The sequence below is a fragment of the Photobacterium sanguinicancri genome (assembly GCF_002265265.1).
Taxonomy (GTDB): domain Bacteria; phylum Pseudomonadota; class Gammaproteobacteria; order Enterobacterales; family Vibrionaceae; genus Photobacterium; species Photobacterium sanguinicancri.
This window is the reverse complement of sequence record NZ_NOIF01000135.1, coordinates 1-14,262: the sequence shown is the minus strand read 5'-3', so window position 1 is coordinate 14,262 and position 14,262 is coordinate 1. Positions and strand designations below refer to the sequence as shown.

Sequence of the window (14,262 nt, the reverse complement as noted above, 5' to 3'; positions counted from 1 at the left end):
CTTTATAGCTTTTATTTTTATCTGGAATAGATTAAATGCGTATATTGTTAATACTTTGCTTAGCCTTCCCTTTTACGAGTAGCGCGAAAATGAAATCGGTGGATGACTACATCGAGCAATACAAATACTTATCATGCAGTGGCATTAAGAATAAACGCACAGATATTGATAAAAAATACATCATGGCAAGTAAGCAAAAAAAGAAACGCATGAAAAGACAGATAAGTGCACTTAAGAAGTTAAAGAAAGCAAATAGCTGCAAAAACAAATAATGTATTGTCCGACAATAGTAGGAATGAGATCAAATGATTGATTCTATGAATAAAAACCAACTTATTCCTACACTCTTTAATCAATAAAAGTTAAGCTTGTTAACAAGGGTGAAGCGTGATTGAAACAAAGGACGTGGTATGAAGCGATTTATGATAATTGAAGATAATAAGATGATGGCTCAAATTCTGACTCAGCTCCTTCGAAAGTGTGCGAAGCCTCAATCGATTATTCATACAACATCACCACAAACAGCAGTTAATGCCTTAATTAACAATACTCTTGATTGTGTATTCTTAGATTTGAATTTAGAAAAGCCACTCGACGGTATACCTGTATTGCAGTTTATTAAGAAACAGTTCCCTAGCCTACCTGTTGTGATAGTCAGTGGTGATAGTGAAATGGAAACGGTAAAGCAGGTTATTTTATTAAAACCTGCTGACTATATTGTAAAGCCCCTATCGATACAAAAAATTGAACGGTGTTTAACTAAGGTTCTACCAACACCGAACATTTTGTAAACAAAAGTTAAAGCTTACTTTTTGAAAGACAACCCAACACCATCAAAAACAAGTTGCTTTAACAGTAACTTGGTATCACTACAGCCTTGCGGGTCGAACATCACGCCATACTGACAGAATACGCCAACGCGATTAATACTTTTGATTGAACCCGATAGCTGAAAGTACGTTTTCAATCTTGGGTTCGTAATGAAGATATCGACCTTCTGGTCTAGATTAATTTCAGGGCCATGAATGCTATGCTGAAAACAACAACCTTTGTGAGATAGATTTTTCAATTCAACAAGTAGTTGCCGCTCAGGCAAAATGACTTTACCTTGTAAGGTAACTTCAAAGCGAGGTTCGCTTCTTAAGGGCGTCGACAGCATTGAATGAGGAAGACTAATCGCAAGTAAGCCTATGGGCTTAAATATCAGATGCTCAATCCGACTTGCAAACCGAATAATAGCGCCTTCCCCACGATCTGAAATGGCTTTAATCGAAATATTAAAACCTTCTAGTAAATACATATCAATATCTTTTTTAGGAATTGAAGGCATTTCAAGTAATAGGTAATCGTGGCTATCTGTACCAATAAAAACGGTTTCACATCGGAATATACGTCCAAGTGGCGTTTTAATACTGATAGTCACAATGCTGCTGTTTTTAATTAATAGAGCGCCTTGCGCACCTGGTATTAGCTTTTCTCTATCCTTATTAGACATGTGCGTCTTTTATTCCATTTATAGTTAGCTAGATATGAGGTGATCTACATAGTGTATGTATTTCACTTTATACTTTCAATGCAATAATTTACTCGCCACTATAAGTTATAGTGCGTTAGGGTGGTATGATTGCAAAATGCCATATACCAACGACTACCTTCCTAGTAAGAATGCTATCATTTAGTGGAAGTTATTGATGGTATTAGATAAAATGCTTCTTCTTCATGGAGGCAGTATGGCAATAACAATAAGAGATGTAGATAAACACTTCTACATGATCGAAGATTTAAAGCAGCTAACTGGCAATAAGGTTACCACCAAGGCACTCATAAAAGGTGGTTATATGGCCGTTGAACTCGGTAATCAATTAAAACAAGAACAAGACAACCACCAGCAAACAAAAGATGAACTACTACAACTTAAAGAGATTGTCGCTAACTATTTGCATCACCATAATGCATTATCGAATAGCATTAAATAGAAAAGGCTTCCTCTTGGAAGCCTTTTCTACAATAAGTCAATGTTACACTTCAAGCACGGCGGCCATGCTTTTTACTTCCGCCAGAATATGGGAATACATTATGAATACGCTGCTTGATTTTAGATGGAACTGATTTTGAAAAAACCAACTTGGTAGTGAAGCGGTTTTTATAGACTTTAACCTTGCCTGAGAATGGTTGCTTATGAGCAATATCTTTACAGCCCATCAAAAAGCCATTAGGGATGTTCCCTTTTGTTTTAATTAGTTCACCATCTTCAAATTGAATCACCATAATTGGGCGATCCCAAAAGACAAAAACCGCAACAACAACGGCTAGAACGATAACATACTCCATATGCTTTCCCCGTAATAATATGCTTATATTCAGTATAGTCGCTTAAAATCCCCTACTATTATGATGTTAAGAGGATTGCGCCAAAAACGTATTAACTTTCGTTTAAGTCAAAGTCTAGCAACTCAGATAACTCATTTTTGATATCAGACACTTTACGCGTTGCGGTTTCAGAACGATTACTTTCACTGATCAAGTATTCGATCGCATCTGACAGCGTACAGTCGAGTTCCTGCGACTTTTCTGCTAACTTTTCCCACACACGGTAATCTAAGTCGATAGATTTTTTGCGAGTATGAACTTGTTCTGCATTGAAATGCCGTTTTCTTTTCGCTCTAATTGCTTGTTTTAGCTTATTATCAAGCCCCGGTGAGATATGCTTCCCAATCCAAGCAATCACTTTCGTTGGTTCATGCTCTATTGCTAGAAGCTGTTGAACAGCCGCCTCATCTTCACTGGTATCAACATGTGAAGTGATCGTTTCACCTTCTTTCCATTTTTTGACCAGGTAAGTCCATTTCCAGCCAGCTTCAAGATTTTCAAGTTGTTGATATTTCATAATGTAAAGGGGTTCTCAAAAGTCTACACTTAACATGTGACAGTGTAACTGTAAGCAAGTTAAAGCTCAATCACAAGATGATGTTTAACTATTTGTTTTCGCGAATATCATCGCCCTTATAGCTATTATGAAGGCAATGATTCCTTTATACTGCTGTCCTTTTCACAGTAACGAAAGAAAGCACAAGCTTATGCATCAAGAAACTTGGCGTACCATGATCCCTGATTACACACAATACGCTGAAATTATGGATCAGTTCGATACGATTCCATCTGCTACTACGGGTCTTCTTCAAGACCGACTTGTGGATGCCGTACGCCGGTTTACCGCAATACCTTATCAGCCACGAGTATTACGTGTCATTGCACCAGATAACAAAATCTATCGTGATTATGTTATTGAATTATTAGCTCAATCTGATGCTGAACTCAATAAAACTGATGCAAGCATTATTATTGCCGGTGAAAACGTTACTGAAATGACACTCTTTGGGGCGGTTTATCCACCGCTCGAAGACGGCGCAATTACCAAACAACAAATTAAGCATGGCCTACTCCATCAAGCAAATGGTGGTTACCTTGTTCTATCTGTGACGAGTATTCTAGCTAACCCGTCTTTGTGGCCTCGCTTAAAGAGCGTGCTGATGAATGGCGAATTAGATTGGCAGCCAGCATCGAATAAAACGCTTTATAGCGTACCACCTGCAGAGAAGTTAAATGTTAAGCTTGTCCTAATGGGTGATCGCTACTTAATGGCAGAGCTTGATGGTGCAGAACCTGATTTAAGCACTGGCTTCTCTATGTACAGCGAGTTTGAACAAGACCTCGTTCTATCAGATGAAACCATGCCTGACTACTTGAGCTATGTGAAATCTGTTTGTGAGCATGCTGGCCTACCACAGCTTGCTGATGCTGATGCGATTACATTGCTATTACGCACAGGTGCACGTTACGCAGAAGATAAGAATCGCGTCCCTCTTTGCCCTATATGGCATCAAGGCATTCTATCTGAAGCAGCATTAGAATCGAAAGGCCAAGCAATTACCGCGGAACACCTCACAGCATCGTTGAAAGCAAAAGAGTTCCGTGAATCCTACCTGCCTGAACGCGCAATTGAAGACATTCATCATGGTATGGTCGTTATTATCTCCCAAGGTGAAGAAGTTGGCCAAGTGAATGGCTTAACGGTTGTTGAGGTACCTGGACATCCGCAATCTTATGGTGAACCAGCACGTATCTCTTGTGTGGTTCACTTTGGTGATGGGGATATCTCTGATGTTGAGCGTAAAGTAGACCTTGCTGGTAATATCCATGCTAAAGGCATGATGATTATGCAAGCGTTCGTCAGCACGGCATTAGACCTTGATCAAGCGCTGCCTTATTCTGCTTCTATCGTATTTGAACAATCTTATTGCGAAGTCGATGGTGACAGTGCCTCACTTGCCGAGCTTTGCGCACTTGTTTCTGCATTATCAAATCAACCGATCAATCAGCAAGTCGCCGTTACAGGTGCAGTAGACCAATTTGGACGTGTACAAGCTGTAGGTGGTATAAACGAAAAGATTGAAGGCTTCTATAAGGTTTGTGTTCATCGCGGCTTAACAGGTAGCCAAGGTGTGATCTTACCTAAAACAAACCTAGTTAATCTATGCTTGAATGATGAAGTGGTTGAAGCAATCAAAGCAGGACGATTCCATATATGGCCTGTTGAGAATGTCGATGAAACCCTTCCGTTATTGACTGGTGTAACATTTAGAAGTGACGATGAAGAAGTCGAAACCTTACTAACGCGCATTGCTGAACGTATAGATCACTTCCATCATGGCGATCTTTCTAATGAACTCAGTTGGTTAACGCGAATCAGAAACTGGTTTGTCCAGCACTGATCCGAGTTGTTTAGCTTACACGTGTACGCTAAATTGCTCCCATACTTTTCAAGGAGCTAACGAATAGTGATGAATCGCCCTCAATCTTACGAATATGAAGAACTAGTTGCATGTGGTAAAGGTGAGCTACACGGCCCTGAGTTCCCGCGCCTACCCTCTGATAACATGCTAATGATTGATCGAATTGTTAAAATCACTGGTGAAGGTGGCGATCACGGCAAAGGTTTCATTCATGCCGAGCTAGATATAGACCCAAGCCTGTGGTTCTTTGATTGTCATTTCAAAGGTGACCCAGTAATGCCGGGTTGTCTTGGCCTTGATGCCATGTGGCAGCTTGTTGGTTTCTTCTTGGGTTGGTCTGGTGGCGAAGGTAAAGGTCGTGCACTAGGTGTAGGTGAAGTGAAATTCACTGGTCAAATCCTACCAACAGCGAAAAAAGTCACTTACGATATTCAGTTCAAACGCGTTATCAACCGTAAACTGATTATGGGTGTTGCCGATGGTCGAGTATTAGTTGATGGTAAAGAAATTTACGTCGCTAAAGATTTAAAAGTGGGTCTATTCAAAGACACTGACGCTTTCTAATTCGCCATTAAGCACTGAGTACTAAAAGGTCGCATTTTTATGTGGCCTTTTTTATTGCCTTACATACGGAGATGTACTGATTTACTCATTGCTTAGTAGAGAATGGTAAGCAATCTGGAATAAAAAAGTTGAACGCCACCAGCAGTTACAGCGTCACAGAAGGCATAAAACAAAGTAATATAGTAGACATTAAAAAGCCCCTCTCCTAAGGGGCTAAATAAGGTAATTTGAGGGGGATTTATTTATAGAGACCTTGCTGTATTTCGCCTCTTGCTTCTCGCCAACCGCCTAACCAATTTGTACGGGCATCCGTTGCCTGATATGGACACGCTTCACTAGAACGTCCATTCAAAGCTGCTTGATAACCGCGAGCTTGTGCGCGTTCTAAACGATCCCGCTTTTGTCTCTTCATACTTCGGTCCTCATTCCTTACTTATTATTTCTTTCATTACAGTTTCATAATGATGGAGTTTTTGTGACTCCAGATATAAAGATGAGTGATTTATGAATAATGATCAACCCCAAAAACAAAACAGGCTCACAATTTGTGAGCCTGTATGAGTTTTGACCAAAGTTAACGAAACTTTATTTGCGTCTTCTGAAACCAATGAAGCCTAACAGTGTCAAAGCGAACATACCCAGTGAGGCTCCGTTACGTTTGATCTGCGTTTCTTCTGCTGGTCGCGTTTGAATGTCGCCGTTTTGAATAGGTACTAATTTAACCGCAACAACACGTTCTGAGTCATTTTGGTCTTTTGAATCATTTTTACAAGTAGCACCTTGCGAGAAGTTATCATAACCACCCTCACAGTACATTGCGGTTGCAGAAATCACCCCTGCATCATTGATATCAGATACTTCAGCAATACGGTAGCTATTTGATTGTTGATCGTTATTGTTAGTTAGATCATCAAGGAACCATGCGCCACCAGCCTTTAAAGGTGAGCCCGTAATATCGGAGCCAGCATTATAGAGGAAGCCTCGCTGACGACGTTGACGGCCATCTACTTGGTTAGCGGTTTCAGAGTCTAACTTACCAACAACAACATCTTTATTATTAATTGCAGATGCGTAGCCATTTGAACCATCAAAGAAGATTCCACTAACATTTGAATCTAAATATTTAAACTGGCTATTGTTGTTATCGTAAACAAACATACGCTCAGCATAAGCACGAGACTCAGAACGCTCTAACTTGGCAACACCAACAACCTTGTTGTTTTGGTTAATGTCAGTCGCCATTGTATAAGTGAACTGACGCTTGTCGCCGTCTTTAATGTCAGGACCAATAAACTTCGCCGTCCAGCTATCTGCTGGAATCGTACCTGAAAAATCAACACCATCTTTCGGAGTATAAACTGTGGCACGCTGAGCGTAATAATCATTAGATACACGTTCTGTTGAGTAACCAACAATTACCGGCTTACCATTTACATTCTCAATTGAACGCGCAGAAGCTTGGTAAGAACGACGATCTTCATCAGGATCTTTAGGGGCCAAAGTACGATTTGCAATACGAACAGGGGTCGCTGTTTGCGCTGCCGTATCAACAGTCCAAAGATACGCATCATTAGCAAAAACAGTGAATTGGCATTCCCATGTGTTGTACATGTCAGCCAATTTGCCGTCATTTGCCTGAGTCGAACATTCCTTAAGCTTATCTTTGTCTAAAGCAACATCCTGCCCGTTAATATGAAGCTGGCTGCTACTTGGTAACTTATTACTATCATCTAAATGGCTTTCGTTAAACGATGCACTACCCACTACTAACATTTTATCGTTAGTTGGGTTTTTAATTGCTTTCCAAGCCGTTGTGGTACCCATCGCTTGCGCAAGTTTAGTACCGTCAGATGGTGGTGAAAGCTCAAGGCTTACACTCGTACCGTCTTGAACAAAGCCACGTTTAGCAAATGTACGCGCGTAACGCGAGCCCTCGTTGAAGTACGCTGAACTCGTTACACCGTAAACGTAATCAACACCGTTAATGGTAGTAATGCCATTCGGTACCGAGTTCATAGAGTTAGCTTGAATTGCTCCTAATGTACCCGCATTTGCGTATTTAGCACTGTCTTCTGCAAACGTAGCTTGAGGCTGACCATCAACCAGCAAGAAAGAGTTACGTGTATAGCCGTTACGAAAAGCTTGTTGTTCACGTAACAAACCGGCATAGCCAGACTCATCACGTTCATCTTCAGTATTGTAACCAGCACCGTAATAGCGACTTTTAGCCCATTTATCACATGTATTGAAGCCTAGGTTTTCTTTACAGTATGACTCTAGCGTAGTTACATCATTGATACGCTGCAAAATGTCTGAGGTATAAGCAACATCATCACGGTATTCAATACCAGCAGGACCAAAACGGCTTTCCCCTACCGTTTTGTAATCGCCACAAGTGCCAGCAAAACAGTCATCAGTAGAATTAGATTGCTGAATAGCCTGAGCGTAAGTTTCAGTGCTACCTGATGTGTTTTTTCCGTAATAGTTGATTGAGTCAATAGCACTAAGACCAGAGCCAGTTTCATCAACTTCAACAATCTTATAAACAGCAGCATTCGCGTTAGTTACACCGGCGATCAGAATCGCCAGTGTAGAAAGCTTTAACATATTTTGTCGCATTAGGATTCCTTCTGCATTGCCTCTAATTCTTCCCAACGTTCAAATGCTACTTCAAATTCTTGCTCAGCGGCAGCAAGACGAGCCAGTGTGGCTTCAGTATCATTTTTTACATCTTGGAAGAATGCAGGATCATTTATTTGTTCCTGAATAGAAGCAATTTCATTTTCCAATTCTTCAATGATAAGCGGTAGACCTTCTAGCTCTTTTTGAAACTTATAAGAAAGCTTCTTTTTGGGCGTAGAACGCGTTGTCTCTCGCGGTTTATTGTTTTCTTGCTTTTTCTTCGCCTGCTCATATTCAGCAGCCTGATTTTTAGCAATATTTGTTAGAGAGTTAGCGCGTTGCTCTTGAGCATCATGATAACCGCCTACGTATTCGTCGATAACCCCGTTACCTTCAAAAATCCAGCTTGTTGTCACAGTATTATCAACAAACTGACGATCATGGCTCACTAATAATAATGTACCCTGATAGTTGGCAAGTATTTCTTCTAAAAGTTCCAATGTTTCGATATCTAGATCGTTCGTTGGTTCATCGAGAATCAATAAATTATTTGGTTTTAAGAACAACTTCGCTAATAACAGGCGGTTTTTCTCACCACCAGATAGTGCCTTAACAGGAGTACGAGCACGACGTGGGTGGAAAAGGAAGTCTTGTAAGTAACCTAATGCATGGCGTGTTACACCATTTACAGTCACTTCTTGCTTACCGTCAGCAAGGTTGTCCATTACTGTTTTTTCAGGATCTAGAATTTCACGATACTGGTCAAAGTATGCCGCATCAATTTTAGTACCACAGTGGAACTTGCCAGATGTTGGTGTAAGTTGCTCTAGCATCACTTTCAGCAATGTACTCTTACCACAACCATTTGGCCCGATAAGTGCGATACGATCGCCACGCATCACTGTGAAGCTGAAATCTTTAATGATTTGCGCATCACCATAGCTGTAAGCAATATTCTCGGCTTCAAATACAATCTTACCTGAGCGATTCGCTTCTTGAAGTTTCATGTCGGCTTTACCAACCACTTCACGACGCTCACTGCGCTCTTCACGTAACGCTTTAAGTGCACGTACACGGCCTTCGTTACGGGTGCGTCGAGCTTTAACGCCTTGGCGAATCCAAACTTCTTCTTGTGCGAGCTTCTTATCAAACTCGGCGTTCTGCTCGGCTTCTACGCGTAGCATCTCTTCTTTGCTTTCAAGATACAGTTCATAGTCGCCAGGGAAAGAAACCAGTTTACCGCGGTCTAGATCAAGGATACGTGTTGCCATCGAACGGATGAAAGCACGGTCGTGAGAAATGAAGATAATTGAACCACGGAAGCTCTTAAGGAAACCTTCAAGCCATTCGATCGTTGCAACATCTAAGTGGTTTGTTGGTTCATCAAGTAACAAGATGTCAGGATTACAAACTAGTGCACGAGCTAAAGCCGCCTTACGTTGCCAACCACCCGATAAATCAGTAAGCATAGTATGCGGGTCAAGGTGCAAGCTTTCTAAAACCGCTGAAATTTGGTTATCAAACTGCCACGCATTAGCGTGATCGATTTTTTCTTGCGCTTTCATTAATTTATTGAGGTTTGACTCACTCGGGTCAACCGCAATTAAGTCCAGTAAGTGGTGATACTCTTTAAGTACCTTACCCACTTCAGCTAAACCTTCCGCAACATAATCAAATACATTACCTTCCGCATTACGCGGTGGATCTTGCTCTAGACGAGAAATCTTTAGTTCTGTTTGGCGCTGAATGCTGCCGTCATCAAGCAGTACATCGCCCGTTACTACTTTCATGAAGGTTGATTTACCAGCACCATTACGGCCCACTAAACACACGCGCTCGTTTGGCTGAAGAACAAATTCCGCCTTATCAAGTAGAGCGTGATCACCATACGCCAGCTGCGCATTACTAATATTAATTAAAGCCATTGTTTTTTAACCATACTGCAAGGTCGGCACGATCAAACGGCCAGCCAAGTTCAGAAATTGAGAGTGAATTATCATCAGATGCAGCATCTGCCGCTGCAGTTGATGCCTCTGATGAAATTGATACAACAGGTATCGTGACGCCGTAACGCAAAAAGAGCACGTCATCAAAGGCAATGTCTATTACCTGAACGTGCTCTTGTACCCCTTCCTCAACGAGCAAGCGGTAAGCTTGCTCGCAAAGGTGGCATCCTTCCGTGCTATAAAGGGTTATTAGCACTTAACCTTCCTTGTGAGTGATAATCCAGCAGTTATGAATATGCTTATTCTTTGCAAAATCCATAGGCAGTGTTTTATCAGAAATGTTCTTAGCATCTAAGCCAAGTTCATTCAGTTGCTCTAAATCCATTTTGAACTGACGCTTATTGTTTGAGAAAACAATTTGACCATCAGTACGTAGCATACGCTTCAAGTTTTCCATTAGCATGATGTGATCACGCTGAATATCAAACGTCTGCTTCATTCGCTTAGAGTTAGAGAACGTAGGTGGATCGATAAAGATAAGGTCGAACGTGTCATCAACCTCTTGAAGCCATTGCAAGCAATCCGCTTGAATGAATTCATGTTGATTACCAACTTGATTGTTAAGCTCCATATTTTCTTGAGCCCAACCAAGGTAGGTATTTGACATATCAATCGTTGTTGTCGATTTAGCGCCACCACAAGCTGCATGCACAGTTGCAGACCCTGTGTAAGCGAATAGGTTAAGGAAGTCTTTTCCTTTCGCCATGTCACCTAGCATTTTGCGCGTAATACGGTGGTCTAAGAACAAACCAGTATCAAGGTAATCATAAAGGTTTACTTTAAGATCAACACCGTACTCGTTAACAATAATGTGGCGTTCAGCATTCGACAGTTTCTGATACTGATTTTTACCCTTCTGGCGCTCACGCACTTTCAAGATAACTTTGCTGTTATCTACACCCGTAACCTGAATCGTTGCACGCAACACATCCATAATGCGACGGCGAGCGATTTCTTCAGGTACAGTTTTAGGTGCCGCGTACTCTTGAATAATCAGGTAGTCGTTATACTTATCGATAGCTGCGTTGTAATTAGGCAAGTCAGCATCGTAAATGCGGTAACACTCAACGCCCTCTTTTTTCGCCCATTTTTTCAGCTTAGTGATGTTCTTTTTCAGGCGGTTAGCAAAATCAGGTGCAACATCTTTTTGCTCAATGTGACCTTCTGTTTCACCTTCTTCTTTCTTAACGCCACCAGCAGTAATCAAATACGTTTTTAATACACAATCTAGTGCACCATTCGCTAATTTGAATTGCTTATCTGCACGCATACGAATGCAGCTAAGTAGCTCATTAGAACCAGAATACAGCGCTGCAGTTGAACCTGCGAATGCCAGTTTAAGACGGTTACCCAGCTCTGTGTATAAGCTGATCAGTTCAGGTGTTGTACCTAAACGTTCACCGTAAGGTGGGTTACATATTACAGTACCCGCTTCAAAACCCTCAGGGGCTTTCAGCTCGGTTGCATCACCTTGTTGGAAGTTGATTAACTCTTTAACACCTGCACGACCTGCGTTATCACGGGCAATGGCTAATACGCGATGTTCTAGTTCAAAACCAAAGAACTTCGTCTCAACTTTAGCAACACCACGGCGTGCTTTTACAGAAGCTTCTGCATGAATTTCAAGCCAAGCTTCTTTATCAAAGTCTTTAATTGACTCAAAACCCCAACGCTTACGCTTAAGGCCCGGTGCAATGTCTGCCGCCATCATTGCGGCTTCAATCAACAATGTACCTGAACCACACATAGGATCGAGTAAGGGTTGCTCTGGTGTCCAGCCACTTTTGATAACAAGTGCAGCTGCGTGAGTTTCACGTAATGGTGCACGACCGGCTTCAGTACGGTAGCCACGTTGGTGAAGACCACTACCGGCCATATCAAGACCTAGCACACCTTTCTCACCAGAAAGACGCATATGAATGCGAAGATCTGGCTGGTCACGGTCAATATTAGGACGGCGAAGATCTGCTTTCGTGAAGCTATCCACGATTGCATCTTTTACTTTCATCGCACCGTATTGGCTATTACGAATTTCACGGTTAGTACCGTTAAAATCAACGACAATGCGTGTCGCGTTATTGAAGTAATTCGTCCAATTGATCGCCGCAGCGCCAAGGTACAGATCCATATCATCACGAACGTTGAATTCGCTCAGTACTTGGATGATACGCGATGAGATACGTGTCCATAGACAACAGCGGTAAGCCGTTTCTTGATTAGCTTTAAAGCGTACGCCCGCATGGACGACTTGAACGCTTTGCGCGCCGAGTTCATTAAGTTCTTCGGCTAGGAGGTTCTCAAGACCTCGAGATGTGATTGCTAGATATTGATTCATGGAGTTCTTTTCGCACTTTAGTTGTTCGGAATTATAACCGAAAACCCCCAAAATACCTCGCGAATCAACGAATGCTTTTCATATTTACTTAAAAAACACTCAGTTAATGCGCTGTCACTGCCAAACTACCAACAAAACATCGGCTTATTCTCGTATCGACACGCGGTTTGTGTACTTACCGATACAGAATAGACCTACAACATAGTTACACCGTCACTAAATTATCACTAAGTTCACAGCAGCTAGAAAAAGCACCTCTTCTATCTTTCTCGTACATGTATAGCGCCAAACGCTTACCAAAAAAAGGGGCATATAAAACACCCCAGAAATATTGTCCACACCAAGAAACAATCTAGCCTTTAAACAAGTATGTACAAACGAGACAACTCTACAAACTAGCCGCTTAACATTGTTTCCATAAAGAAACACGAACTTCAACTAGCTGATATATAAGAATTAAAACAAAGCACTTACTCTATAAAACTTTCTTAATCCGTTCTTCATGTGCAATATTCACTTCGACATGGCTCTATCATCGCTATTAAGCTTAACCATAGTTACCCTTCACTTTCTTGTTAGGACGCAATAGAAACGTAAGGTGTAACCCAGTTACATAAACAGGGAAAATGAGGAAGTCGCGTGCCCATATCTTTGGTATAACTAAGTTATGAATGGTATTTTTTTGCATTTATAAGCGTAAAAGGGGCACAAAAAAATTACATTTATTCATGATTTTTCTGAGTGATATCACTTCTATCGTACAGTTAACGACCACCAACGCGCTCAGAAAACAACCACCCAAAGAGTCGATAGAAGATTAAATTCAACATAAATTAGGGTGCTTAATGGGTGATTTGGTGGCCTGGGGTTTTGTAGGGCGTTAAATCGAGAGTTTTAGTCGGCCTGAATGTATAAAAATCATATATCGTACTTCTAACTCCTACCCTCTTATTCGGACAATCAGAATAGAGTTATGCTAGCGAGCTAACCTCTCCCTTTACCTCAGGGCTTTGGCTTTAGGCACGCCTAGTATTAAGACCAAGATGCTCTATTGTGCCTGCTGATAGTAAGCTAGCCCTATAAATTAGATAACGTTAGATTGAATAAGAAAGTATTGGGGATTGGCACTGAACAACCGCATTAGGCCGCGGAATAAGACGAAAGTCTTCGATCAATAAAAGTCAGGCAGTAAAAGGAATGGCATGGAGACGCCCAGGGCTTAAAGAATAAGGGGCATAATATACATTGGGGTTAAGCTATCTATAGTCGGATCATAAGCATGATGTGACTGTAATTATAGAGACTGTAAAAGTCTTTTTAAGGAAAAACTAGCCAACTAATGCTAAGCCTAGGTGCAGTTCTTCTACAAACGGTGGTATACGGTCGTTCATGACTTTGATGGTATCGCAGTAGTTCATTTCTTTTGTGCTATTGAGCGCTAAAGTCTCTTGTTCAGCCAGCATACACAAGCTAGCACTCCCACTATTCTCAATAACAATGAACTTACCATGCCCTGTTTCTGTTGCTAACGTTACTATTTCGCCTTGTTCTGGCTCATAACCATGAGACTGAGTTTGGAAAAACCAGCTTTTAGGCATCATAGGTTTATGAAAGCGGCCGGCGGCAACGGCATTAAGCGCTAACTCGGCTTTGCGTGGCTTTGGAAGGTCTAGATGTTCAATGCTACTTTTGAAGGTTTCAAAAGCGGTAGCATCATCAACGGTGAAGGTGTTTTCTTGCATAGCACAAGTGATTAAGAATTTAGCTGGAATTGCCGTACGAAAAACCATGTCCTTCCCCAAACTTAGCATTAGGGAATTATGTTGTTGGTCAAAATACCACTTCCATGAGTTATTTGGCTTTAGCACGTGAACACTCCAGTTTTAGTTCTTTATACTGTTTATCCAACGACTTACAGAAAACTTTAGAATAATTTTACTTT

At 41.3% G+C, this 14,262-nt stretch carries 13 protein-coding genes; 4 read left to right on the top strand and 9 right to left on the bottom strand.

Annotated elements, in window-relative coordinates; genetic code table 11:
- Positions 1-410: 410 nt before the first annotated feature.
- Complete coding sequence (locus tag ASV53_RS17350) at positions 411-791, top strand: response regulator (RefSeq protein ID WP_094958015.1); 381 nt, start codon at positions 411-413, stop codon at positions 789-791.
- A gap of 14 nt (positions 792-805) precedes the next feature.
- Here the strand turns inward: ASV53_RS17350 and ASV53_RS17345 are convergent, their stop codons facing one another.
- Positions 806-1,495 carry a PilZ domain-containing protein gene (locus ASV53_RS17345; RefSeq protein ID WP_094958014.1) on the bottom strand — a complete coding sequence of 230 codons (690 nt, stop codon included), beginning with the start codon at positions 1,493-1,495 and terminating at the stop codon, positions 806-808.
- Positions 1,496-1,730: 235 nt separating this feature from the next.
- Here ASV53_RS17345 and ASV53_RS17340 point away from each other — a divergent pair, with 235 nt between their 5' ends.
- Entirely contained in the window at positions 1,731-1,976 is a 246-nt protein-coding gene (locus ASV53_RS17340) for a hypothetical protein (RefSeq protein WP_062689019.1), read from the top strand.
- 49 nt (positions 1,977-2,025) lie between these two features.
- Here the strand turns inward: ASV53_RS17340 and ASV53_RS17335 are convergent, their stop codons facing one another.
- Positions 2,026-2,331, bottom strand: a complete 306-nt coding sequence (locus ASV53_RS17335; protein ID WP_062689021.1) for a DUF3634 family protein — start codon at positions 2,329-2,331, stop codon at positions 2,026-2,028.
- Between the two features lie 91 nt (positions 2,332-2,422).
- Positions 2,423-2,887: a macrodomain Ter protein MatP gene (matP, locus tag ASV53_RS17330; protein ID WP_094958013.1), complete on the bottom strand. Its 465-nt coding sequence runs from the start codon at positions 2,885-2,887 to the stop codon at positions 2,423-2,425.
- A gap of 190 nt (positions 2,888-3,077) precedes the next feature.
- On the opposite strand from matP, the gene ASV53_RS17325 reads away from it, so the two are divergent.
- Both ASV53_RS17325 and fabA read left to right on the top strand, forming a co-directional pair.
- Complete coding sequence (locus ASV53_RS17325; RefSeq protein ID WP_094958012.1) at positions 3,078-4,772, top strand: AAA family ATPase; 1,695 nt, start codon at positions 3,078-3,080, stop codon at positions 4,770-4,772.
- 69 nt (positions 4,773-4,841) lie between these two features.
- The gene (gene fabA, locus ASV53_RS17320; protein WP_083540845.1) at positions 4,842-5,357 is read left to right on the top strand and encodes a bifunctional 3-hydroxydecanoyl-ACP dehydratase/trans-2-decenoyl-ACP isomerase; all 516 of its coding nucleotides are present in this window, start codon (positions 4,842-4,844) and stop codon (positions 5,355-5,357) included.
- A 238-nt stretch (positions 5,358-5,595) separates the two neighbouring features.
- Here fabA and rmf read toward each other — a convergent pair whose 3' ends face one another.
- From rmf to ASV53_RS17290, 6 genes are all read right to left on the bottom strand, one after another.
- Positions 5,596-5,769: a ribosome modulation factor gene (rmf, locus tag ASV53_RS17315; protein ID WP_048898357.1), complete on the bottom strand. Its 174-nt coding sequence runs from the start codon at positions 5,767-5,769 to the stop codon at positions 5,596-5,598.
- 173 nt (positions 5,770-5,942) lie between these two features.
- Entirely contained in the window at positions 5,943-7,976 is a 2,034-nt protein-coding gene (locus ASV53_RS17310) for a DUF3466 family protein (RefSeq protein ID WP_094958011.1), read from the bottom strand.
- Positions 7,976-9,904, bottom strand: coding sequence for an ABC transporter ATP-binding protein (locus ASV53_RS17305; RefSeq protein WP_062689028.1), 1,929 nt, complete (start codon positions 9,902-9,904; stop codon positions 7,976-7,978). Before ASV53_RS17305 ends, ASV53_RS17310 begins: the two co-directional genes overlap by 1 nt.
- A complete protein-coding gene (locus ASV53_RS17300; RefSeq protein ID WP_094958010.1) occupies positions 9,891-10,181 on the bottom strand; it encodes a glutaredoxin family protein in 291 nt (96 codons plus the stop codon). The genes ASV53_RS17305 and ASV53_RS17300 overlap by 14 nt, the downstream gene beginning before the upstream one ends.
- Positions 10,182-12,320, bottom strand: coding sequence for a bifunctional 23S rRNA (guanine(2069)-N(7))-methyltransferase RlmK/23S rRNA (guanine(2445)-N(2))-methyltransferase RlmL (rlmKL, locus tag ASV53_RS17295; protein ID WP_094958009.1), 2,139 nt, complete (start codon positions 12,318-12,320; stop codon positions 10,182-10,184).
- 1,328 nt (positions 12,321-13,648) lie between these two features.
- Entirely contained in the window at positions 13,649-14,188 is a 540-nt protein-coding gene (locus tag ASV53_RS17290) for a cell division protein ZapC (protein WP_094958008.1), read from the bottom strand.
- Positions 14,189-14,262 lie beyond the last annotated feature (74 nt).